This is a genomic window from Arthrobacter sp. KNU-44, assembly GCF_051843155.1.
Classification (GTDB): domain Bacteria; phylum Actinomycetota; class Actinomycetes; order Actinomycetales; family Micrococcaceae; genus Arthrobacter.
The window spans coordinates 3,861,012-3,883,318 of record NZ_JBPXNG010000002.1 but is presented as its reverse complement, the minus strand read 5'-3'; the positions used below and the strand labels follow the sequence as shown (position 1 = coordinate 3,883,318).

Sequence of the window (22,307 nt, the reverse complement as noted above, 5' to 3'; positions counted from 1 at the left end):
ATCCATCTTGCACCATAGAGGCCGCGCACGCCGCCACGGCTGGGCGGACGGCAGCCAAGTCAAGGAAAAGCAGAGGCTAGACCAGGTTCCAGCTGGTCCGGTGGTACGGCGTGGGACCCAACGACCTGATGGCATCGCGGTGGAAAGAGGTCGCGTATCCCTTGTTCTCGTTCCAGCCGAAAGCTGGATATTCCTCGTGCAGCTCAATCATGATGCGATCCCTGGCAACCTTGGCCAACACGCTGGCGGCCGCCACGCTGAGGCAGCTCATGTCCGCCTTCACCCGGGTGTGCACCGGCGCCTCACAAGCAGGACCAGATGGCTCGACGTCGAACAAGGAACCCTGGGTCTGGGGCGAGAGCCAGTTGTGGCTCCCATCCAGCAAGACGAGGTCCGGATGCACGCCCGAGGCGAGAATCTCGAACCAGGCGCGTGTTCCGGCAAGGCGCAGGGCCCCCACAATGCCCAGCGCATCGATCTCCGCTGAACTTGCGTGGCCCACTGCGGAGCCAACCGCCCATTCGCGTACCAGCGGTTCCAACCGCTCGCGGTCCTCGGGCTTGAGAAGCTTGCTGTCGCGGACATCGGCGAGCAGGCCGTGGTCACGGAGATCGACAACGGCGATCCCCACCGACACCGGTCCGGCGAGGGCTCCGCGGCCCACTTCGTCGACACCGGCCAGAAGCGTGACCCCCGGAGACAGGAACCCCCGTTCGACCTCCAGGGTCGGAAAATCAGGAGCGTGCTTGGTCCTCGCGGCGGGTTTCCGCTGCGTCCGAACCGGAGTTTCCGCTCCTGTCCCGCCCGGAACCATCACTTGCTCGCTGGGGCCGTAGGTGAAGCCGTGTTCTGGGGCGACGGCGAAGGAACGTTGCGGAAGACCTCGGAGTGGTTGTCAAGGATCTGCCAACGGTTGATCGGCCAGGCAATAACCGTGGCTTTGCCCTCGACGTCGGAGATGTCGATAAAACCACCATTGACGGACTGGTGTTCACGGGAGTCGGCGGAGTTGTTACGGTTGTCGCCCATAACCCAAATTTTGCCCGCAGGGACCACCACATCGAAAGACTTGGCCATGGGAACTTGGGCAGGATTGATATAGCTCTCGTTGAGGACCGTTCCATTGACGCTGACCCGCGCTGAGCTGTCGCAGCAGGAAACCCTGTCCCCCGGCAGGCCGATCACGCGCTTGACGAGGTGCTGATTGGTCTCGTCCGGAAGCAGTCCGACGAAGACGAGACCGTCCTGGAACCATTTGAAGGGCCCGGGCGTCGCCTTCTGCGTGGGCGGCAGCCATCCTTGTGCGTCCTTGAAGACCACGACGTCACCGCGCTCCAACGCGAAGGGTTGCGGCACCAGCAGATTGACGAAGATCCTGTCGTCGACGTCAAGGGTGTTGACCATGGACTCCGAGGGAATGAAGAAAGCACGGAACAGGAAGGTCTTGATCAGGAAGGACAAGACGATCGCGATGACCACCACGGTGCCGATCTCCCTGAGCCAGCCGAGGAACGGACTGCCGTGGGTTTTGGCAGCAGTTTCGGACCGATCGCTTTCGCCCGGTTCCAGCCTCGAATTCCGCCGTGCAGCGCGGCGCGGAGACTCCTGTTCCGCGGGCTGGACCGCCGTCGAGCCGGTCGCGCTCCCCGGTGCCGGATCGGCCTCGTCCGCTGAAAGTTCCGTGGCGGGAGCAGACGGTCCGTCCAGGGGCCTGGCGTCACCGTCGTGCCGTTCCGGCTTCCCGGGAGTTGTCTCGGGCATCTATTGTCCGTTCTTCGAGGTTGTACCGGCCTGCGCAGGGCGAGGCAGTTCTGCAAATCTATCAAGCGGCCAGATAATCCGGACCGGACGCCCGATGACACGCTCCAGCGGCACCATTCCTCCGCCGGGTGCACCCAGAAGGCTGCGCGAATCGGCCGATCGTGAACGGTGGTCCCCCATGAGCCACAATCGGTCGCTCGGAACGATGACGTCGAACCTCTGCTCGCTCGGCGTGTCGCCGGGATACAGATAGGGTTCCTCAAGCGGCTGACCGTTGACTGTGAGTTTGCCATCGGTGCCACAACAAACGACGTGGTCGCCGGGAAGCCCGATGACGCGTTTGACGTATGTCGTGTCACTTCCAGTCAGGCCCAGCCAGTGGCCGGCGGCGGCCACTGCGTCGGCAAACGGCCCTTTGCCGCTGTTCAGCGGAGCAAAGGTTCCCCTGCCGTCGAAGACCACGATGTCTCCACGGCGAATAGGTCCTGCGGCGAAATCAGTCCGGGACACAAGGATGCGGTCTCCGGTGCCCAGGATCGGTTCCATGGACTCAGAGGGGATGAAGTAGACGTCGAGCCACAACGACCGGACAAGCCCACTGATAGCCACGGCCAGGACAAGTGCGAGCAAAACAAAACGCCAGCCCTGTTTCCGGGGCTGGCGTTTTGCGTGGTCCATGATTCGTTTCCTGTTGCGTTGCGGATTTCTCCGGCGCAGGCCGGACACGAATCCAGGACCCGCTGTTGGTCGAAAGACCTACTTGCCGGTGGCGAAGTCGCGCTTTTCCTTGATCTTCGCAGCCTTGCCGCGCAGTGCGCGCATGTAGTAGAGCTTGGCGCGGCGGACGTCACCCTTGGTGACGACCTCGATCTTGTCGATGATCGGGGAGTGCACCGGGAAGGTACGCTCTACGCCGACACCGAAGGAGACCTTGCGGACCGTGAAGGTTTCGCGAACGCCGTCACCCTGGCGGCCCAGGACGAAGCCCTGGAAAACCTGGACACGGGAGTTCTTGCCTTCGATGATGTTCACGTGAACCTTGATGGTGTCACCCGCGCGGAACTCGGGAACATCGTTACGCAGCGAAGCTGCATCTACGTTATCGAGGATATGCATTAATCCACTCCTGGTGAACGCCACAGGTCATCCACTTTGGGTCACGGCGGGCAAGCCCGGGGCGCAAGGCCGTCCGGAAATCACCGCCGAAGATTTTCAAGTCCGGTACCGCCACTGATTGGCGGTTCCGGGTTGTCAGGCTGTTGGTGACGCTCCCCCTGTGGCAGGCGCGAACCCAGTAGACACAAGGGTTAATTCTGCCACACCCCGGGAGTTCCGGCCAATCCCGCGGATGCGGGCCGGTTGTTGCGCTCGGGCGGTGGACAAACCGCCCGACGACGACGGGCTCAGTCCGGGAGGTCGGCGTCCGGGCGGCGCCGCAACCGGCCGTCGACGACGTCGTACCCGAGGTCCCCGAAAACGGTGCGGTCCGCACGTGTCAGGCGGCCGGCGTCGAACTCTGCGAGAAGGTCCGGGCGGCGTTCGGCCGTGCGTCGGAACTGTTCGTGGCGGCGCCACTGGGCGATCTTGCCGTGGTTGCCGCTTAAAAGGACGGCGGGCACGTCACGATCGCGCCATGACGACGGCTTCGTGTAGACCGGGTACTCCAGCAAGCCGTCCGAATGGGATTCCTCCACCAACGATTCCGGATTGCCGACGACGCCTGGAAGCAATCGCCCAATGGCTTCGACCATGGCCAGGACTGCAACCTCGCCGCCGTTGAGGACGTAGTCGCCCAGACTGACCGGGCGGACGGTGAAGTGGCCTGCCGCCCATTCCATGACGCGCTCGTCGATGCCTTCATAGCGGCCGCAGGCGAAAACGAGCCGATCTTCCTCGGCGAGCTCATACGCAAGGGCCTGGTTGAAGCGCTCCCCCGCAGGCGACGGGACGATCAGGACCGGCTTCGTCGTCGGGCCCTCCGATGAGCCCTCGGCTTCGGGACGTCCGGCTTCGGCACTTGCTTCGGAGGCAATTGATTCCAGGGCCTGGGCCCAGGGCTCGGGTTTCATGACCATGCCAGCACCGCCGCCATACGGAGTATCGTCCACGGTGCGGTGCTTGTCCATGGTGAAGGTCCTCAAGTCATGGACATTCAGCTCCAGGAGCCCATCCTGACGGGCCTTGCCTATGAGGGAAAGCTCGAGTGGCGCCAGGTACTCCGGAAAGATGCTGACGACGTCGATGCGCATTTTAGGCGTCATCCTTGGTTTCAGCGTCGTCCTCTTCAGAGTCAGAGCCGGAAGCATCGGTGTTCAGTTCGAAGAGGCCCGGCGGAGGGGTGAGCAGAACGTAGCCGTCCTCGACGTTGACCTCGGGCACGATCTCTTCGACGAAAGGCACCAGGACTTCCTTGCCGTCAGCGTCTTCAATGACCAGCAGATCCTGGACGGGCATAGTGTTGAGTGCAGTCACTTTACCTACGACCTGCGAGCCGACACGGACCTCAAGACCGACAAGCTCGTGCTCGTACCAGCCTTCGTCGTCGTTCTCTTCCAGCTCTTCGGTCTCGATGAACAGCTTCGCGCCGCGGATTTCCTCCGCCTGGTTGCGCGTGGAGATCTCTTCGAAACCGAGCAACAGGATGTCCTTGTTCCACCGCGCGCTGGTGATGGTCAAGGGACCGGCCTTTGCGGGCTCCACCACAAATTCGGTTCCCGGGACGAAACGATCGCCGGGGGCATCGGTGAGCACCTGGACGGTGACTTCGCCGCGGATTCCGTGGGGCTTGCCGATTCGGGCAACCTGGAGCTGCATGGGGTTCCTCTGATTTCTTCGCTGGGCCGGCTTAGGGACCAAGGCTGGGGGTTTGCTCGTAAAACAATCCGGCCCCTCCACCATAATCTGGTGAAGGGGCCGGATTTAAGACAAGTATTGCTGAGCGCGTTACCGGCGACGGTCGGTGTCGACGACGTCGACCCGGACCTGCTCGCCACCCGCCAATGCCGCAATCACAGTGCGCAAAGCGCGTGCGGTGCGACCTTGGCGGCCGATCACCCGTCCGAGGTCGTCCTGGTGAACACGCACCTCGAGGGATTCCCCGCGGCGGTTGTTCTTGGCACTGACCTTGACGTCCTCAGGGCTGTCAACGATCCCACGGACCAAGTGCTCGAGCGCTTCTGCCAGCAATTTACTCAGCCTCGGTGGTCTCTGCTTCAGCGTCAGCGGGAGCTTCAGTTGCTTCCGACTGCTTGGCCTTCTTGGTGATGGCTTCCGGGATGATGACGGAACCCTTCTCCGGTGCAACGAAAGCAGGCTTGGCGACCTTGGTCTTCAGCGTGCCTTCCTGGCCCGGGAGACCCTTGAACTTCTGCCAGTCACCGGTGATCTTGAGGATCGCGGCAACCTGCTCGGTCGGCTGGGCGCCGACGGACAGCCAGTACTGTGCACGCTCGGAGACGACCTCGATGTACGAGGGCTCTTCGGTGGGGTGGTACTTGCCGATTTCTTCAATCGCACGGCCATCGCGCTTGGCGCGGGAGTCCATGACGACGATGCGGTAGTACGGTGCGCGCATCTTACCGAAGCGCTTAAGGCGAATCTTTACGGCCACTTTTGTGGTCACTCCTGTTTCTGAAACGGGGTTGAGCCCGTCGTTCTGCACCCGTGGGGCGGGCCATACTTGAGGGTTCCAAGGACAAGATGCACACACGGAGAGAGGGGCCGTGCGGATCGAGTACCTGTCCATTGTGCCAGATGGCGGACAGTATTTCGAACGCGCAGTCCGTGCGGCCGGTTTACTGCGGGGTTACTCGCCTGCGGACCAGACGTAAAGACCGGCCCGCTCCGCCTTTTCGACGTCGCTCGCGAGGGCCGCCAACTGCTGGACGTACAGACGGGACTGTTGGGCATCAAAGGGCATGTCCTCTTGGGCCGCCCAGCTTTCGGCGACGTCGTCGAGGACGTTTCCCTCCCCTTCGGTCTCGTAGCTGAGGAGCTCGGACAGGGCGCGCACCATGGCTTCGGGGACGCCCAGCAAGGCGTCGCTGGTGACGTCCACCAAAGAAAGCTCATAGTCGGCCCCGCTTGCATGCACGGCGGTCCCGGCGAGGTCGCCGAGCTGTTCTACTTCGAAATCGCTGATTCCCGGGATCCGTACTGCGGCGCCGGATACGTCGCTGCCCTTCTCCAGGGCAGCGGCCCTCTTGAGTGCTTCATCGTGGGTGGCAACAAAGATTTCAGCAAAGCCCATGGAAAGTACTCTCATTCGTTCGTGCCAACGGAGCTGCGGCGCGGCGGCCGAAATGCGCCACGTCGTCGGATCAAGCGTAGCGGACGGCGACCCGCAGCCGGTTGCGCCACGGGTCCTCGAAGCGCAACTCCTGGCCCGTGTGGTGGGACGCGATACCGGCAACCTTGAGGCGGTCGGCGAGCGCGCCGACGTCGTCTCCTGACGGAACCTCGATGACCACCTCGCCGAGGCCGAGTGTGTCCTTGCGCGGACCTGCACCGCGGCTGTTCCAGACATTCATGGCCATGTGGTGGTGGTAGCCGCCCGCGGAGACAAACAAGGCCTGACCGTGCCAGCCGGCGGTCTGCTCGAAGCCCAGGGTGTCGACGTAGAAATCATGGGCGGTCCGCACGTCGCCCACCTGGAGGTGGACATGCCCGACGCCGGCGCCGGCCTCGTGCTGGCCCGCGACCGCGGCTTCGCTCAGGTATTGCTGGAGGTAGCGCTGCGGCGGGAGCGGCAGGCTGTCCATGACGACCGAACTGCCGTTCCACTCCCAGCCTTCGCGGGGTTTGTCGTAGTAGAGCTCAATGCCGTTGCCCTCAGGGTCGGTGAAGTAGAAGGCCTCGCTGACCAGGTGGTCCGCACTGCCGACGAAAGCGTGGGGCTCGTATTGCGCGGCGGAGGCAACAGTCGCGGCGAGCGAGGATTGGTCTTCGAACAGCAGAGCCGTGTGGAACAGTCCGGCCTCCCCGCGACCCGGAATCTGGAGCCCGGACGCCGGCGCGAGGTGCACCAACGGCTTGCCGAGCCTGCCGAAATAGAGCCCGCCATCCTGTTCGGCGACCACGTCCAGCCCCAGCGCCCGCTGGTAGTAGTCGCCCATGAGCTTCATGTCCCCCACTTTGAGCATGACAGTACCCATGGTGAGTTCGGCAGGAAGGAGATCCTGGCTGGATGCGATGGTCATGTTAAACTCCCGGCTTTTTGTGGCGCCGCCCTTCGGCTACCTCTATCTATCTAAATTACTTGAAGCTTCAATTTATTCCTAATGCCCGGCGTTCCCTGAAATATGTCCCCTCAGCACGGTGCATCGCGGATTCAGCACCACCTCAAGGGACGCGCGGGGATCGTTTGCGTAGAGCACGACGTCGGCACTGGCACCTTCGCTGATGGCGTCGGCCCCCAGCCACTCGCGTGCGGACCAGCAGGCGGCATCGAGGGCGGCGGCCGCCGGAAGGCCCGCGCGATGCAATTCCAGGATTTCCTCACCGATCCGGCCGTGCTTGATGACGCTGCCGGCATCTGTCCCGGCGTACACCCGCACTCCGGCGTCGAATGCCTCGGCGACGCGTTCATGCCTGCGCTCCCACAGCATGGTCATGTGGGCGGCGTATCGCGGGAACTTCGCTTCCGCCTGCTTCGAGATGTCCGGAAAGGTCGCAATGTTGATGAGGGTGGGGACAATCGGCACATCCTGGTCCAACAGCCGGGGAATATGGTGCGGCAGGAGGCCGGTGGCGTGCTCGATGCAGTCGATGCCGGCGTCGAGCATGTCGTCGATAGTCCCTTCGGCGAAGCAATGGGCAGTTACCCTGGCTCCCTCGTCGTGTGCCGCGGCGACGGCGTCCTTGACGATGGCGGCCGGAAAGGACGGGCCGAGATCCCCGGCGGAGCGGTCGATCCAGTCCCCGACGATCTTGACCCAGCCGTCTCCGGACTGCGCCTGCTTGCGCACCGCCTCCGCCAGATCCTCCGGCTCGACTTCTTCGGCCAGCCCGGGGATATAACGGCGTTGCCTCGCGATATGCCTGCCCGCGCGGATGATTCTCGGCATGTCCGTGCGGCGCTGCAGCCACCGCGTGTCGCTTGCGGATCCGGCGTCGCGGATCAAGAGCGTCCCGGCGTCCCGGTCCGCCGTCGCCTGCAGGCGCGCAGTCTCGTCGTCGACGGCCCCGCCCTTGCCCAAGCCAACATGGCAGTGCGCATCGACAAGGCCGGGCAGCACCCATCCGGCCAGGACGACGTCCGGTGCGGCAGCAGGCCGCAGAAAGGTCAACCGTCCGTTGACCGACCAGAGGCCGCGACGTTCCTCCTCCGGCCCGGTGAGGACGGTGCCGCTGAATTCGATGATTTCCGCCATGATTCCACCCTAGACTCCGACGCCGTCGCCGGCCCCGTCACAGCTGTCCTGGTCACATCTGTCTCAGGAGCTCTCTGCTGTGGTAGCTTCGTCTACGACCACACGGGGGCCCTTGCAAGGGCTGAGATCAGGCTGACGCAGCCTGCGACCGTTGAACCTGTCCGGGTAATGCCGGCGAAGGAAGTGAGTAATCCTTTGAGCACCAAAGAATCACAGCTGAGCCCTATCCAAAACGGATCGCCGCAAGAGGTGACACAATCCCTCAAGTCGCATTCCCTCGCGTTCCTGGAGGATGCCGAGACGGGAATCCGGGTTCCGGTGACTGAAATCGCCCTGGAGCCGTCCCCCAACGGCGAGGCCAACACGCCTTTCCAGGTGTACCGGACTGCAGGGCCCGGGAGTGATCCTGTGGTCGGCCTCGAGCCGTTCCGGAGCGAGTGGATCGAAGCCCGCGGTGACACCGAGGCCTACAGCGGCCGCGAACGGAACCTGCTCGACGACGGCAAGTCGGCCGTGCGCCGCGGCGCCGCCTCCGCAGAGTGGAAGGGCGCACAACCGGTGCCCCGCCGCGCCGTCGACGGCAAGACCGTGACACAGATGCACTACGCCAAGCAGGGCATCGTGACGCCCGAAATGCAGTTCGTTGCACTTCGCGAAAACTGCGATGTGGAACTCGTCCGCAGCGAAGTCGCCGCCGGCCGGGCCATCATCCCCAACAACATCAACCACCCCGAATCCGAACCGATGATCATCGGCAAGGCCTTCTTGGTGAAGATCAATGCCAATATCGGCAACTCGGCTGTCACCAGCTCCATCGCCGAAGAAGTGGACAAGTTGCAGTGGGCCACGCAATGGGGCGCCGACACAGTGATGGACCTGTCCACGGGCGACGACATCCACACCACCCGCGAATGGATCATCCGCAACTCCCCCGTGCCGATCGGCACCGTGCCCATCTACCAGGCCCTCGAGAAGGTCAACGGCGAAGCCAACAAGCTCACGTGGGAGATCTTCCGCGACACCGTCATTGAACAGTGCGAGCAGGGCGTGGACTACATGACCATCCACGCCGGCGTGTTGCTGCGCTACGTTCCGCTGACAGCCAACCGCGTGACGGGCATCGTTTCCCGCGGCGGCTCCATCATGGCCGGCTGGTGCCTGGCCCACCACGAGGAAAACTTCCTCTACACGCACTTCGACGAACTCTGCGAAATATTCGCCAAGTACGACGTCGCGTTCTCGCTGGGTGACGGCTTGCGTCCGGGAGCGACGGCGGACGCCAACGACGCCGCGCAGTTCGCCGAGCTCGACACGCTCGGGGAGCTCACGAAGCGGGCGTGGAAGTACGACGTGCAGGTCATGGTGGAGGGCCCCGGGCACATCCCGTTCCACCTCGTCCGCGAGAACGTCGAGCGGCAGCAGGAGTTGTGCGACGGCGCACCGTTCTACACCCTCGGCCCGCTCGTGACCGACGTTGCACCGGGCTACGACCACATCACTTCGGCTATCGGCGCCACGGAGATCGCGCGCTACGGAACCGCGATGCTCTGCTACGTCACCCCGAAGGAACACTTGGGCCTGCCCAACAAGGACGACGTCAAGACGGGCGTGATCACCTACAAAATCGCCGCCCACGCAGCCGACCTTGCGAAGGGACACCCCGGCGCCCACGAACGCGACGATGCCCTGTCCAAGGCCCGCTTCGAGTTCCGCTGGCGTGACCAGTTTGCGCTGTCGTTGGATCCGGTCACGGCCGAAGCGTTCCACGACGAGACGCTCCCGGCGGAACCGGCCAAGACGGCGCATTTCTGCTCCATGTGCGGACCGAAATTCTGCTCCATGCGCATCAGCCAGGACATCCGCGACGAATACGGCTCGGCGGATTCCCAGGCGGCCATCGCGGAAATGTACAGCGGGATGCGCGAAAAGAGCGAGGAATTCCTGGCATCCGGCGGCAAGGTCTACTTGCCCGAGCTCGAGGTTCCCGCAGGAAAACGTTGAGCGACGTCGGAAAGCCTGAACTAATCAGGAAGCTTGCACTGATCCGGCGCGGCTGACATCCGCGATGAAGGACCGGATCATCCGGTCTCCTTCAACTGAATCATGAGGCCGGTGTCCTCCAGCCGCAACGCGGTGGAGGGCACCGGTTTCCTGCAAGTAGCCGGCGATCTCTTCGTAAAGGGGTTCCCAACCACCGGTCAGGACAAGTGTGGGGACACCGGGCACGATATGCAGGGGCGCTTCCCAAGGCGGGGCCTGGAGCCGCAGGCGTCGGGCGGTACGACGGGCCTCCGGGGTACTGAGAACGGCCGCCTCGGAGGAAAACGCCCTCCGGACGAATTCGCGTTGGTAATCGTCATCGCTGAGTTCGTGCCGGATCCGGAACAACGGCTCCATGAGTGCCCGGTAAGCCGCGGTAGCGGGCAACTCAGCCGTCAATGAAAGACAAGCCGGTTCCACCAGCACGAGGGACCGGACTAGGTCGGGCCGCTCCACCGCGGCCAACATGGCTGAAATCGCGCCTTGGGAGTGCGCTACGATATGGCCTCCACGTGCGGGGCCGGAACCTGACGCGGCCTCCCGCCCTCCGAGGCACTCCAGGATAATGTCCACGTCGGCGGCAACATCGGATTCCAGAGGCTCGGCCTGCGCATCAAAGCCGTGGCGTTTCAGGAACAGTGCATCGTACGCCAACGCCATGCCGTGCTGTTTCGGCCACGCGGCAGCGCCGAATGTGCCTGCTCCATGGACGAACACAACGCGCTGCTTTTGCATTCCCCCAGCCTATGGCACGGGGCTGACAACCCAACTCACTAGCAGTTGATGCCGTTCTGAGCCGTCAAAACGACACCTACTGCTAGCTAGTTGGGTGGGATAGCTACTTACCGAGGAACTTGTCGAAGCCCTTGGGCAGGTTCAGCTGGGAGGGGTCGAAGTCGCCGGTACCCTGGCCGAAAGCCGCGCCGGTGCGAACGGCGTTCGCCCGCTTGTTCTCGGCGTCGCGCAATTCCTGGGCCGCCTTGGCGGGGTTTCCGGAACGGGCCTTCTTCTTGGGTGCGTTCTTGCTCGCCTTGCGGGAACCACCACCGAGTCCGGGCATGCCAGGCATCCCGGGCATTCCGCCGCCTTGGGCCAGCTTCTTCATCATCTTCTGGGCTTGCGCGAAACGCTCCAGGAGGCCGTTGACCTCGGAGACGTGGACACCGGAACCACGGGCGATGCGGGCACGACGGGAACCGTTGATGATCTTCGGAGCCAAACGCTCATGCGGGGTCATGGAGCGGACAATTGCCTCCACGCGATCGATTTCACGCTCGTCGAACTGCTCCAGCTGCTGGCGGATGTTTTGCGCACCCGGCATCATCATGAGCATCTTCTTCATGGAACCCATGTTGCGGATCTGCTGCATCTGGGCGAGGAAGTCGTCCAGGGTGAAGTCTTCCTGGTCGGCGAACTTCTTCGCCATCCGGGCCGCTTCATCCTTGTCCCAGTTCTTCTCGGCCTGCTCGATCAGGGTGAGAACGTCACCCATATCGAGGATGCGGGAAGCCATGCGGTCCGGGTGGAACAGTTCGAAGTCGTCGAGGCCTTCGCCGGTGGACGCGAACATGACCGGCTTTCCGGTGACCGACGCAACCGAGAGGGCGGCACCACCGCGCGCGTCGCCGTCGAGCTTTGACAGCACGACACCCGTGAAGTTGACGCCTTCATCGAAGGCAACCGCCGTGTTGACGGCGTCCTGGCCGATCATGGAGTCGATCACGAACAGCACTTCGTTCGGGATGATCGCCTGGCGGATGCGGCGCGCCTGGTCCATCATTTCGGCGTCGACGCCGAGGCGTCCCGCGGTGTCGACAATCACGACATCGTGCAGCTTCTGGCGGGCCTCGTCGACGCCGGAGCGCGCGACGGCGACCGGGTCGCCGGTGGGAACATCCAGATCCGAGGTGGTCCCCGGGTGCGGCGCGAAGACGGGAACTCCGGCGCGTTCACCGACAATCTGGAGCTGGGTCACGGCGTTGGGACGCTGGAGGTCGGCGGCAACCAGCACGGGGCTGTGGCCTTGGGCCTTGAGCCACTTGGCAAGCTTGCCCGCGAGGGTGGTCTTACCCGCACCCTGCAAACCGGCGAGCATGATGATTGTGGGGCCGGTCTTCGCCATTCGGATACGGCGGGTCTCGCCGCCCAGGATCTCCTGGAGCTCCTCGTTGACGATCTTGACGATCTGCTGGCTCGGGTTCAGGGCCGCGGAAACCTCGGCGCCCAGGGCGCGTTCACGGATGCGGGCTGTGAACTCGCGGACCACGGGAACGGCAACGTCGGCGTCCAACAGGGCACGCCGGATCTCCCGGACGGTGGCGTCGACGTCGGCCTCGGTGAGGCGGCCCTTGCCACGGAGATTCTTGAAGGTTGCTGTCAACCGGTCAGAGAGTGAATTGAACACGCGCCGTGCACTTCTTTCAATGGTCTACGAATGGCGGCCGTTCCGACGCACCAATATCTTGACGATTCCTGCCCCAAACAAATCTGACTCAACTGAGGGACTCGACTATCTAGGGTACCAAGACGCGCCTGCAAGATGGCATGCTGGCACAGTGACCAGCAAAACAAGAGTAAATACGTTGCTCATCCTAGGTGCCTCCGGAGATCTGACGGGCCGATTGCTGTTGCCGGGCCTGGCCAGGCTCGTGGCCGGCGGCCTCGCAGACGGGCTGAAGCTTGTCGGAGCCGGCTCCGATCCGTGGACGCCCCAGCAATGGAGCCAACGCGTCAGTGCTGCGTTCGAGGAGGCCGCCAGCGGCGCAGGCGCCGCGGGCAAGAAAGCAATCGCGGCCCTGGAGAAAAGCACTGATTACCATCAACTGGATGTCACGGCCGACGGCCAGCTCGCGACACTCCTGGCCGGGCTTGAAGCACCAATCGCCGTCTATTTCGCTTTGCCCCCGCACATCAGCCAGAAGGCCTGCGAGGTCCTCACCGCCAAGGAACTTCCTCCCGAGACAAGCTTGGTGCTGGAGAAACCCTTCGGATCCAGCTCCGAATCCGCCCGGGACCTCAACAAGACGCTGGCCGCTTTGGTCCCGGAGGACCACATTCACCGCGTGGACCACTTCCTTGGCAAGGCCACCGTGTTCAACATCCTGGGCTTGCGCTTCGCCAACAGGTTCTTGGAGCCTGTGTGGAACCGGGACCACATCGAGAAGGTGGAGATCATCTTCGACGAAGACCTCGCACTCGAAGGACGGGCCCGCTATTACGACGGAGCCGGCGCCCTCAAGGACATGATCCAGAGCCATTTGCTCCACATCATGGCATTGCTTGCCATCGATGCCCCTTCAAGCATCGGCGAGCGCGATCTCCGCGACGCGATTTCAACGGTGCTGCGTGCGAGCAGCATCACCGCACCGTACAAGAAGTCCACCCGTCGGGCGCGCTACACCGCCGGCCGGATCGGCGACCGGGACGTGCCGGACTATGCCGCGGAAGCGGGCGTGGATCCGGCCCGGGAAACCGAGACGCTCGCAGAAGTCGAAGTGGGAATAGACACGTGGCGCTGGAAAGGTGTCCCCTTCATCCTGCGGTCTGGAAAGGCGTTGGGTGCCGCGCGGAAGGAGGCGATCGTCACCTTCCGTCCTGTCCCGCACCTGCCGACCGGATTCGAGGGCGTGGGCTCTCCTAACCGGCTGCGCATCGGCTTCGGCCCCGACACCCTGGAGCTCGATGTCGAAGTCAATGGTCCCGGAAACATCTTCACGCTGGATCGCGTGACTCTCAACGCGGAATTGAATGCGTCCGATCTGCTGCCCTACGGAGAAGTGCTGGAGGGCGTCATCACCGGAGATCCCCTGCTTTCAGTCCGCGGCGACACCGCCGTTGACTGCTGGCGGATCATCGAGCCCGTGATCAAGGCCTGGGCCAAGGATTCCGTCCCGCTCGAAAAATACGACGCCGGCGGGCCCGGTCCCGTGGACTGGCCAACCGCCGTCGGGGACTAACCAGGCGGCCACGCTCCTTCGAAAGCGCACACGCAAAGAGGGGCCGGGTACCTTTCCAGGTATCCGGCCCCTCTTTGCGTTGGTGCCTTAGATGGCTGCTGCGCCTCGCTCGCCCGTGCGGACACGGACAGCTTCGTAGACGTCTACGGTCCAGACTTTGCCGTCACCGGCACGGCCGGTGTTGGAGGAAGCAATCAGGACATCGAGGATGTCGTCTGCCTGCTCATCCGTGGCCAGGACCTCCACGCGTATCTTGGGAAGCAGATCCACGTTGTACTCAGCCCCGCGGTACACCTCGGTGTAACCCCGCTGCCGGCCGTAGCCGCTGGCCGCGCTGACCGTCAGTCCCTGTACCCCGTAGGCTTCGAGCCCCTCGCGGATGGCGTCGAGCTTCTCCGGGCGGACGATCGCCGTGATGAGTTTCATGCCTGGACACTCTCCTTGCCTGATACGGATGCTTCGTCGGTTGCTTCGGACGATACCTTGCCGGTGATGAGGTCGTGAAGGGGCTGGAAGCTTCCGCCATGGCCTCCGACGCCGAACTCGTATGCCGTTTCGGCGTGCAGGCTGAGGTCTGCACCGGCGATCTCCTGGCGTTCGGAGATGCGGAAGCCCATGAGCTTGTGGATCGGGTAGGCGATGATGAAGGTCATGACGCCGGTGAAGACGATCGAGCAGAGTGCCGCCAGCGACTGTGCGACCAGCTGTGTGGTACCTCCGCCGTAGAACAGGCCTGCGGGACCCTGGGTCGGAGTGGCGAGGAAGCCGATAGCCACGGTGCCGATGATGCCGGACACGAGGTGGACGCCGACGACATCGAGCGAATCGTCGTAGCCGAGCTTGAACTTGAGGCCGACCGCGAGGGCCGAGGCAACGCCGGCGGCAACACCGAGGGCGATGGCGCCGAGCGGGGAAACGTTGGCACAAGCCGGGGTGATGGCAACCAGGCCGGCGACGACGCCCGATGCCGCACCGAGCGAGGTGGGGTGGCCGTCACGGATGCGTTCCACGATAAGCCAGCCGAGCATGGCGGCTGCCGGGGCGACGAGAGTGTTGATCCAGATCAGGCCGGCCTGCTGCACGTTTGCCGCAGCACCGGCGTTGAACCCGAACCAACCGAACCAGAGGATGGCTGCACCGAGCATGACCAAGGGCACGTTGTGCGGGCGGTGGTTCGGGTCCTTGCCGAAGCCTTTGCGGTTGCCGATGATCAGGACGAGGATCAGGCCTGCCACACCGGCGTTGATGTGCACCACGGTGCCGCCGGCGAAGTCGATGACGGGAGCGAAGGTCTGGCCGAACCAGCCGGTTGCCGAGAAGAGGCCGCCGCCCCAGACCATGTAGGCCAAGGGCGCGTAGACGAGGGTGGCCCAGATCGGGGTGAACAGCGTCCATGCCGAGAACTTGGCGCGGTCCGCGATGGCACCGGAGATGAGGGCGACGGTGATGATCGCGAAGGTAGCGGCGTATCCGACGTGGAGGAGGTCTGCCGGATCCGTGAAGTTGTGCAAGCCGAAGTGGCTGAACGGGTTCGCAAAGAGCTCGAAGAAGTTGTCCGTGTTGCTCGTGGACATCGAGGCGCCCCATAGAACCCATACAAGGGTCACTGTGCCGATGGCGATGAAGCTCATCATCATCATGTTCAAGGCGGCCTTGGCACGGGTCATGCCGCCATAGAAGAATGCCAGGCCCGGGGTCATGAACAGCACGAAGGCTGATGCGACCAGGAGCCAAACGAGACCGGCGGTGAAGTCCATGTCTGCGTCCTCTCTGCTTTTAGATGCGGGCTGAGCCGCCTGTCCCAACGCATTTGCGTTCTATGTAAGAGTTTTGCGGGGCCGTGTTTCACCTGCGAAGGTTTTAGATTGCGGGGCTGTTACAAGAACTTCTCGAACGTAAATGGTGCATATCACTCGTGTTACCGATATGTTTCGTCAGTTCCACTTCCCCCGCGTTCCCACTACCCAGAGGACTCCGACACCATGACCGCAAGCCCGAAGTCCCCCGCCAATCAAGGAGCGAGGGCCCCAAAGGCTGCAATGCCGCGGGACATCAAGGTGATGTTGGCGGCAGCGTTCCTGATCGCACTGGGTTTTGGCCTCGTGGCGCCCGTGCTCCCCCAGTTCGCCACGACTTTCGACGTCGGGGCGACGGCAGCCGCGGTGATCGTGAGTATTTTTGCCTTCATGCGCTTGGTGTTTGCTCCGGCCGGGGGTGCCCTGATGGGCCGCTTCGGCGAACGTCCGGTGTACATTGCAGGGCTGCTGATTGTGGCGGCTTCGACGGCGGCCTGCGCCTTCGCCCAGAACTATTGGCAGCTGCTGGTCTTCCGGGGCCTTGGCGGAGCCGGGTCCGTGATGTTCACCGTTGCGGCGATGGGCCTGTTGATCAGGCTCGCCCCTCCGGAAAGCCGTGGACGGGTCTCCGGCGCGTACGCCTCCGCCTTCCTGATCGGCAGCGTCCTGGGGCCCGTGGTTGGCGGTTTGCTGGCCGGCTTCGGCCTGCGCGTCCCGTTCCTCGCCTACGCGGCGGCCCTGGTCCTTGCGGCCCTGGTGGTACGCACGCAGCTGACGGGCAGTTCAGGTGCAGCGAAGCAAGGCGGCGCGGCGGGGCCGGCGATGCGCATGAAGGAGGCCCTGGGCGATTCTGCCTACCGGGCCGCCCTGTTCTCCAGTTTCAGCAACGGCTGGGCGACCTTCGGCGTGCGCATGGCCACTGTGCCACTTTTCGCGGTGGTCGTGCTGGCCGGAGGATCGGCCTCGGCGGGGTGGGCGCTGGCGGTGTTTGCAGGGGGAAACGCGCTGGCGCTGACCTTCTCCGGCCGCATGGCTGACAGTTTCGGCCGCAAGCCCATGATGCTGCTGGGCTTGGTCGTCACTGGCCTGGCCACCGCCACCATCGGGTTGACCGGCAATCTACCGGCGTTTTTCGCGGCGTCTGCCGCGGCCGGCTTCGGCTCCGGCTTGCTGAACCCGGCCCAGCAGGCCGCCGTCGGGGACATCATCGGTCGTGGCCGCTCCGGCGGCAAGGTGCTGGCGGTCTTCCAGATGGCCTCCGATGCCGGAGCCATCGTGGGTCCGGTCCTGGTCGGCCTCCTGGCCGATGGGCTTGGCTACGGTTGGGCCTTCGGCGCAACGGGCGGAATCCTCCTGCTCGCCGCCGTCGGCTGGTCCGCGGCACGCGAGCCGATGCAGCGCGTCCCCGAAAGCGTCGACTAGCCCAACTAGCTCGCAGTTGTTGTCGTTTTGAAGGCTCATAACGACAACAACTGCGAGCTAGTTGGGCTGGACGCGGCTAGTTGAGCAGGGCGTCGACGAAGGCTTCGGCCTCGAATGGCGCGAGGTCGTCGGGTCCTTCGCCGAGGCCGACGAGCTTGACCGGCACGCCAAGGGCCTTTTGGATGGCGACGACGATCCCGCCCTTCGCGGTGCCGTCCAGCTTCGTGAGGACGATTCCCGTGATGTTGACTACTTCGGAGAAGACCTTTGCCTGGTTCAGGCCGTTTTGGCCTGTGGTCGCGTCCAGTACCAGAAGGACTTCGTCCACTTCGGCCAGCTTCTCGATCACGCGCTTGACCTTGCTGAGCTCGTCCATGAGGCCCACCTTGTTTTGCAGGCGACCGGCAGTGTCGATCATGACGACATCCACTTCCTGCTCAATGCCGGCCTTGACTGCTTCATAGGCGACAGAGGCGGGGTCCGCGCCGACGACGTGCGACCTGACGGTTGCGACGCCGACACGCTGGCCCCACGTGGCGAGCTGCTCCGCAGCCGCCGCACGGAAGGTGTCGGCCGCGCCCAGCAGGACGTCCTTGTCTTCGGCGACGAGAACGCGCGCGAGCTTGCCGACGGTGGTGGTCTTACCGACCCCGTTGACGCCGACGACGATCATGATGGCCGGGTGGGCTCCCTTGCGTTCCACGTTCAGGCTGCGGTCCATCGTCGGGTCCACGAGCTTGATGAGTTCCTCGCGCAGGAGTGCCTTGACGTCCTCTGGACTGCGGGTGCCTTGCACTTTTACCCGTGCACGCAGGGCATCGACCAGCTGCATGGTGGGCTCGGTGCCGAGGTCGGCAAGGAGCAGCGTTTCTTCGACTTCGTCCCAGACGTTTTCGTCGATCTTGTCGCTCGAAAGCAGGGCCAGGAGCCCCTTGCCGAGGATGCTGTTGGATTTGACCAGTCGCGCCCGAAGCCGGTTGAGGCGGCCCTCGACAGGCGCAGGGGTCTCCACCTGGATGAGTTCCAGGCCCGCGGCGTCATCCGGAACGTCGGTCTCCGGCACAGCGAGGTCGGCGGGTTCGACGACGGGTCCCGGCGCCGTGCGATCCGGCGCGTTCCCGGGGGCGTCGTCGACGATCGTTCCGCCGCCTGCCCGCGCCTTGTCAGCGGGGTCGTTGGCGTCGCGCGTTCCAGCGTAAGTCGAGGAGGACTTCCGCGCCTTGAGCAGGACAGGAATCAGCCCTCCGACCACCACGATGGCAGCGACAATGGACAAAATAATGGGGAGGAGATCGTTCACTCCCCTAGCTTCTCACAAAGCTAGACCTCGGCACCGAGCCTCTGGCTGATGACGGTGGACACGCCATCGCCCCGCATTGTCACTCCGTAGAGGGCGTCCGCGACTTCCATGGTCCGCTTCTGGTGCGTAATGACAATCAACTGGCTGGACTCGCGCAGCTCTTCGAAAATCGTGATGAGCCTGCCAAGGTTCGTATCGTCCAGCGCGGCTTCCACTTCGTCCATGACATAGAACGGCGAAGGCCGCGCCTTGAAAATCGCCACGAGCAACGCGACAGCCGTCAGCGATCGTTCGCCACCGGAAAGCAAGGACAACCGCTTGATCTTCTTGCCGGCAGGCCTTGCCTCCACCTCGATGCCGGTGGTCAGCATGTCATCGGGATCCGTCAGCACCAATTTGCCTTCCCCGCCCGGGAAGAGCCGCGCGAAGACGTGGTCGAACTGCTTGGAAGTATCGGCGAAGGCTTCAGCAAAGACCTGCTGGACGCGGTTGTCCACTTCCTTGATGATGTCCAAAAGGTCTTTGCGACTGGACTTGAGGTCTTCCAACTGCGTGCTCAGGAATTGGTGGCGTTCCTCAAGTGCGGCAAATTCCTCAAGCGCCAAGGGGTTCACTTTGCCAAGGGCGGCGAGGTCCCGCTCAGCCTTGCGGAGCCGTTTCTCCTGCTCGGCGCGGACGAAGGGAACACCCTCGACGATGGCGTTTCCGTCTTCGTCCACGGGTGCGCGGAGTTCGGCCCATTTGTCCACGGTCGCGGCGGGCACGGGAACGAGCTGCTCCGGACCGAAGTCGGCCACGAGTTGCTCCGCCGACAGGCCCAGCTCCTCGATGGCGCGGGTTTCCAACGCTTCGATCCTGAGCCTTTGCTGGGCCCGGGCGAGTTCGTCGCGGTGCACGGAATCCGTCAGTCCCGCCAGCTCCTGCGCCAACTTCTCGTTGCTGCTCCGGACATCAGCGAGTTCCTTTTCGCGCTGCTCCCGGACTGCCTCGGCGACATCGCGGTCGCGGGCGGCGAGGTCCACTGATACGTCAACGAAACGTACAGTCTGTTCGACGGCGGAAGCAACGGCCGAGGCCCGCTCGGCTTGGGCTTTGCGTCGCAAAGCCCGGCGCGCGGCTTCCTCACGTGCCCGCCGTTCGCTCGCGGCGGCCCGTTCCAGGGAAGCGGCCCGGTTGCTGGTCGCGGCGAGCTGTTCCTCGGCACTTCGCAAGCCCAGCCTGACCTCCATCTCACGGGACCGGGCGTCGCTGGCAGCCCTGGCCAAGGCATCGCGGTGCTCCGTGGAAGGCTCTTCCTCCTGGGGGGCTTCTTCTGCCGCGGCCAGCCGTTCCGCCGCAAGCTCAAGGGATTCCTCTGCCACGGCGATGTTCAGTTCGGCTTTGGCCAGGGACTCCGCCATTCGATCGCGTTCCGCGACCGCGCTGCGCAACTGGGAATTCAGGTGGCCAAGCCGTTCCGCGACGGCGGCCAGGCGGGCATCCGAGTCGTGGAGATTGTCCAGCGCGGCGTTCGCACGTTCCCGGGCATCGGCCCGGCGCGCTTCGGCTCCAGCAAGGGCGAACTTTCCCCGCTCGAGACGCGTGGTGAGCTCCAGGAGCCGGGCGTCGGCGTCGTCCACTGCGGCTTGGACCTCAAGAAGCGACGGCGCCGTCGCCGAGCCGCCGTCCACCGTCAAGGCACTGAAGAAGTCGCCTTCGAGGGTCACCGCGGTAAGCTCCGGGTTGCCGGCAATGAGGCTTGCCGCCGCGTGCAAGTCGTCGACGACGGCGGTGGACGCGAGAATGGTCCTTGCGCCACTCGCTTCGGGGGCGTCAGTCGCCACCAACCCGGCGGCCCAGCGCGCACCGTCAGGCAGTACCGGCAATTCCCGCAGGCCAGGCTCGGGATCCGCTGAGGGTGCAGCGCCTGCCACCAAAAGCGAGGCGCGTCCGGCGTCGGCGTCCTTCAATAGTTGCAGCGCGGCGACGGCCCCCGCGCTGTCTGCCACCACGACGGCGTCGGAAGCAGTGCCAAGTGCTGCGGCCACGGCCGTCTCATACCCGGGCTCCACCGTCAGGAGGGAAGCAAGCGAACCCAGGACTCCAGGGTGGTCCGAGGACAGAAGCCGTGAAGAACCATCCTTGCGGTTGAGTCCAAGCTGCAAAGCATCGCGGCGGGCGGTGAGGGCATCGCGTTCGCGGACTTCTTCGCGTTCGGCAGTTTTCAACGCTTCGATCTCGGCGTTGATCTCGTCAAGAAGGGCGCTGGCGTCCTCGTATTCGGCGTCGAGGCTTTCTTCGCCGTCTTCGACACCGGCCACCTGCGACTCGAGGGCCGTGAACTCGCTTTGCGCGTGCCGACGCCGTTCCTCACCGGCTGCCAGCGAGTCCCTGAGCCTGCCCCGCTCAGCCTCGGCCGCCTCGGCCCGGGAGCGTGCGGCAGCCAATTGGCCTACGAGCTTCGCGAGGCCTTCACGGCGATCAGCTGCTGCCCGCAACACGGCCGTCAGGCGTTTGTCCTCGGCCGCGGCCAGGTTCTCGGCTTCCTGTTTGGCCGCCGTGGCCTCGAGAAGGCCTGCTTGCTTCGCCAAGATGTCGTGCTCCAGCTCCGACTGTTCCTGCCGGACCCGGGCGGCCTGGCGGTCCAGGTGGTCCGGGTCGCGGCCCGAATCCGGGGCAGCATCGGAGGCACCGAGGAGGCGGCGGCGCTCGGTTGCAAGCGATCCCAGGGCGCGGAGCCGGTCCCTGGTTGCCGACAACTGGTACCAGTTGTCCCTGGCCGCATTGAGTCTGGGCGTGGCCTCAGCCGCGAGTTGCTCAAGGCGGATCTGGCGTTGACGGCCTGCCCCAAGCTCCGCTTCGACTACCTCACGGCGCTCCTTCAACGCGGCCTCGTCGGCGACGTCCTTCTCCAACGTCCGGGTGAGCTGGACGAGATCATCGGCCAGGAGCCTGGACTTGGCGTCGCGGACGTCGAACTGCACGGTTTGGGCACGGCGGGCGACTTCGGCCTGTTTGCCGAGCGGCGTAAGTTGACGGCGGATTTCCGCCGTGAGGTCACCAAGGCGTTGCAGGTTCGCCTGCATGGCTTCCAGCTTGCGGACGGTCTTTTCCTTGCGACGCCGGTGCTTGAGGATGCCTGCGGCTTCTTCAATGAATCCCCTGCGGTCCTCGGGGGTGGCGTGCAGGACCCGGTCCAACTGCCCCTGCCCCACGATCACGTGCATCTCCCGACCAAGACCTGAATCCGAGAGCAGCTCCTGGATGTCCAGGAGACGGCATGGCGAGCCGTTGATGGCGTACTCGGATCCTCCCGTCCGGAACAATGTGCGGGAAATGGTGACTTCGCTGTATTCGATCGGCAGGGCGCCATCGGAATTGTCGATCGTCAGGGCAACGTGCGCTCGGCCCAGGGGCGGCCGCCCCGATGTGCCGGCGAAGATGACGTCTTCCATTTTGCCGCCGCGCAGGGTCTTGGCACCTTGTTCGCCCATGACCCAGGCCAACGCGTCAACCACATTGGACTTGCCCGAACCGTTGGGGCCGACAACGGCGGTGACGCCCGGCTCGAAGTCGAACGTCGTGGCCGACGCGAACGACTTGAATCCCCGGACAGTCAAACTTTTCAGATGCAAGGTGTTTCGGATCTCCTGAGTGGCTGAATTCCCGTTCTCAATCTACT

The 22,307-nt window shown here is 64.2% G+C and carries 20 protein-coding genes and 1 riboswitch; of the genes, 3 read left to right on the top strand and 17 right to left on the bottom strand.

From position 1 onward, the window contains the following. Positions 1-76 precede the first annotated feature (76 nt). The 11 genes from ACSVHC_RS19220 to ACSVHC_RS19170 all read right to left on the bottom strand — a co-directional run bounded on the left by ACSVHC_RS19220 (position 77) and on the right by ACSVHC_RS19170 (position 8,132). Positions 77-814, bottom strand: a complete 738-nt coding sequence (locus tag ACSVHC_RS19220) for a ribonuclease HII (RefSeq protein ID WP_437770668.1) — start codon at positions 812-814, stop codon at positions 77-79. Then, on the bottom strand, positions 814-1,761 hold the full coding sequence (lepB, locus tag ACSVHC_RS19215) for a signal peptidase I (protein ID WP_437770669.1): 948 nt from the start codon (positions 1,759-1,761) through the stop codon (positions 814-816). The genes ACSVHC_RS19220 and lepB (ACSVHC_RS19215) overlap by 1 nt, the downstream gene beginning before the upstream one ends. Beyond that, positions 1,762-2,439 (bottom strand): signal peptidase I, encoded by a 678-nt coding sequence (gene lepB / locus ACSVHC_RS19210; protein ID WP_437770670.1) that lies wholly within the window; start codon positions 2,437-2,439, stop codon positions 1,762-1,764. It abuts the gene before it with no gap. Positions 2,440-2,517: 78 nt separating this feature from the next. Further along, complete coding sequence (rplS, locus tag ACSVHC_RS19205; protein ID WP_234752061.1) at positions 2,518-2,877, bottom strand: 50S ribosomal protein L19; 360 nt, start codon at positions 2,875-2,877, stop codon at positions 2,518-2,520. A gap of 287 nt (positions 2,878-3,164) precedes the next feature. Next, the gene (gene trmD / locus ACSVHC_RS19200) at positions 3,165-4,010 is read right to left on the bottom strand and encodes a tRNA (guanosine(37)-N1)-methyltransferase TrmD (RefSeq protein WP_437770671.1); all 846 of its coding nucleotides are present in this window, start codon (positions 4,008-4,010) and stop codon (positions 3,165-3,167) included. A 1-nt stretch (position 4,011) separates the two neighbouring features. Then, a complete protein-coding gene (gene rimM, locus ACSVHC_RS19195; RefSeq protein ID WP_437770672.1) occupies positions 4,012-4,575 on the bottom strand; it encodes a ribosome maturation factor RimM in 564 nt (187 codons plus the stop codon). A gap of 129 nt (positions 4,576-4,704) precedes the next feature. Next, positions 4,705-4,947 carry an RNA-binding protein gene (locus tag ACSVHC_RS19190; protein WP_028267532.1) on the bottom strand — a complete coding sequence of 81 codons (243 nt, stop codon included), beginning with the start codon at positions 4,945-4,947 and terminating at the stop codon, positions 4,705-4,707. A 1-nt stretch (position 4,948) separates the two neighbouring features. Next, positions 4,949-5,371: a 30S ribosomal protein S16 gene (gene rpsP, locus ACSVHC_RS19185; protein ID WP_059387673.1), complete on the bottom strand. Its 423-nt coding sequence runs from the start codon at positions 5,369-5,371 to the stop codon at positions 4,949-4,951. A gap of 195 nt (positions 5,372-5,566) precedes the next feature. Beyond that, the gene (locus ACSVHC_RS19180; protein WP_437770673.1) at positions 5,567-6,010 is read right to left on the bottom strand and encodes a hypothetical protein; all 444 of its coding nucleotides are present in this window, start codon (positions 6,008-6,010) and stop codon (positions 5,567-5,569) included. 70 nt (positions 6,011-6,080) lie between these two features. Continuing rightward, positions 6,081-6,959 carry a VOC family protein gene (locus tag ACSVHC_RS19175; protein ID WP_437770674.1) on the bottom strand — a complete coding sequence of 293 codons (879 nt, stop codon included), beginning with the start codon at positions 6,957-6,959 and terminating at the stop codon, positions 6,081-6,083. 78 nt (positions 6,960-7,037) lie between these two features. Beyond that, entirely contained in the window at positions 7,038-8,132 is a 1,095-nt protein-coding gene (locus ACSVHC_RS19170; RefSeq protein ID WP_439181216.1) for an amidohydrolase family protein, read from the bottom strand. 92 nt (positions 8,133-8,224) lie between these two features. Further along, positions 8,225-8,332, top strand: a riboswitch (TPP riboswitch). Here ACSVHC_RS19170 and thiC point away from each other — a divergent pair. Beyond that, positions 8,328-10,133 carry a phosphomethylpyrimidine synthase ThiC gene (gene thiC, locus ACSVHC_RS19165; protein ID WP_437770676.1) on the top strand — a complete coding sequence of 602 codons (1,806 nt, stop codon included), beginning with the start codon at positions 8,328-8,330 and terminating at the stop codon, positions 10,131-10,133. (Overlaps the previous riboswitch by 5 nt.) A 24-nt stretch (positions 10,134-10,157) precedes the next feature. Here the strand turns inward: thiC and ACSVHC_RS19160 are convergent, their stop codons facing one another. Together ACSVHC_RS19160 and ffh are read right to left on the bottom strand one after the other, a co-directional pair. Continuing rightward, a complete protein-coding gene (locus ACSVHC_RS19160) occupies positions 10,158-10,907 on the bottom strand; it encodes an alpha/beta fold hydrolase (RefSeq protein WP_345449956.1) in 750 nt (249 codons plus the stop codon). A gap of 103 nt (positions 10,908-11,010) precedes the next feature. After that, positions 11,011-12,576, bottom strand: a complete 1,566-nt coding sequence (gene ffh / locus ACSVHC_RS19155; RefSeq protein ID WP_437770677.1) for a signal recognition particle protein — start codon at positions 12,574-12,576, stop codon at positions 11,011-11,013. Positions 12,577-12,727: 151 nt separating this feature from the next. On the opposite strand from ffh, the gene ACSVHC_RS19150 reads away from it, so the two are divergent. Then, complete coding sequence (locus tag ACSVHC_RS19150; protein ID WP_437770678.1) at positions 12,728-14,128, top strand: glucose-6-phosphate dehydrogenase; 1,401 nt, start codon at positions 12,728-12,730, stop codon at positions 14,126-14,128. An 87-nt stretch (positions 14,129-14,215) separates the two neighbouring features. Here the strand turns inward: ACSVHC_RS19150 and ACSVHC_RS19145 are convergent, their stop codons facing one another. Both ACSVHC_RS19145 and ACSVHC_RS19140 read right to left on the bottom strand, forming a co-directional pair. Next, positions 14,216-14,554: a P-II family nitrogen regulator gene (locus ACSVHC_RS19145; protein WP_028264639.1), complete on the bottom strand. Its 339-nt coding sequence runs from the start codon at positions 14,552-14,554 to the stop codon at positions 14,216-14,218. Further along, complete coding sequence (locus ACSVHC_RS19140) at positions 14,551-15,885, bottom strand: ammonium transporter (RefSeq protein WP_345449953.1); 1,335 nt, start codon at positions 15,883-15,885, stop codon at positions 14,551-14,553. The genes ACSVHC_RS19145 and ACSVHC_RS19140 overlap by 4 nt, the downstream gene beginning before the upstream one ends. Before the next feature lie 225 nt (positions 15,886-16,110). On the opposite strand from ACSVHC_RS19140, the gene ACSVHC_RS19135 reads away from it, so the two are divergent. Next, the gene (locus tag ACSVHC_RS19135) at positions 16,111-17,346 is read left to right on the top strand and encodes an MFS transporter (RefSeq protein ID WP_437770679.1); all 1,236 of its coding nucleotides are present in this window, start codon (positions 16,111-16,113) and stop codon (positions 17,344-17,346) included. A 76-nt stretch (positions 17,347-17,422) separates the two neighbouring features. On the opposite strand, the gene ftsY is transcribed toward ACSVHC_RS19135, so the two are convergent. Beyond that, positions 17,423-18,646, bottom strand: a complete 1,224-nt coding sequence (ftsY, locus tag ACSVHC_RS19130) for a signal recognition particle-docking protein FtsY (RefSeq protein WP_437770680.1) — start codon at positions 18,644-18,646, stop codon at positions 17,423-17,425. Between the two features lie 20 nt (positions 18,647-18,666). Next, positions 18,667-22,260, bottom strand: coding sequence for a chromosome segregation protein SMC (gene smc / locus ACSVHC_RS19125; RefSeq protein ID WP_439181214.1), 3,594 nt, complete (start codon positions 22,258-22,260; stop codon positions 18,667-18,669). Between the last annotated feature and the right edge of the window lie 47 nt (positions 22,261-22,307).

Bases quoted from the DNA above. Each gene is read 5' to 3' on its own strand.
- ACSVHC_RS19220 (WP_437770668.1), bottom strand. From the start codon at position 814: ATGGTTCCGGGCGGGACAGGAGCGGAAACTCCGGTTCGGACGCAGCGG.
- lepB (WP_437770669.1), bottom strand. From the start codon at position 1,761: ATGCCCGAGACAACTCCCGGGAAGCCGGAACGGCACGACGGTGACGCC.
- lepB (WP_437770670.1), bottom strand. From the start codon at position 2,439: ATGGACCACGCAAAACGCCAGCCCCGGAAACAGGGCTGGCGTTTTGTT.
- rplS (WP_234752061.1), bottom strand. From the start codon at position 2,877: ATGCATATCCTCGATAACGTAGATGCAGCTTCGCTGCGTAACGATGTT.
- trmD (WP_437770671.1), bottom strand. From the start codon at position 4,010: ATGCGCATCGACGTCGTCAGCATCTTTCCGGAGTACCTGGCGCCACTC.
- rimM (WP_437770672.1), bottom strand. From the start codon at position 4,575: ATGCAGCTCCAGGTTGCCCGAATCGGCAAGCCCCACGGAATCCGCGGC.
- ACSVHC_RS19180 (WP_437770673.1), bottom strand. From the start codon at position 6,010: ATGGGCTTTGCTGAAATCTTTGTTGCCACCCACGATGAAGCACTCAAG.
- ACSVHC_RS19175 (WP_437770674.1), bottom strand. From the start codon at position 6,959: ATGACCATCGCATCCAGCCAGGATCTCCTTCCTGCCGAACTCACCATG.
- ACSVHC_RS19170 (WP_439181216.1), bottom strand. From the start codon at position 8,132: ATGGCGGAAATCATCGAATTCAGCGGCACCGTCCTCACCGGGCCGGAG.
- ACSVHC_RS19160 (WP_345449956.1), bottom strand. From the start codon at position 10,907: ATGCAAAAGCAGCGCGTTGTGTTCGTCCATGGAGCAGGCACATTCGGC.
- ACSVHC_RS19145 (WP_028264639.1), bottom strand. From the start codon at position 14,554: ATGAAACTCATCACGGCGATCGTCCGCCCGGAGAAGCTCGACGCCATC.
- ACSVHC_RS19140 (WP_345449953.1), bottom strand. From the start codon at position 15,885: ATGGACTTCACCGCCGGTCTCGTTTGGCTCCTGGTCGCATCAGCCTTC.
- ACSVHC_RS19135 (WP_437770679.1), top strand. From the start codon at position 16,111: ATGACCGCAAGCCCGAAGTCCCCCGCCAATCAAGGAGCGAGGGCCCCA.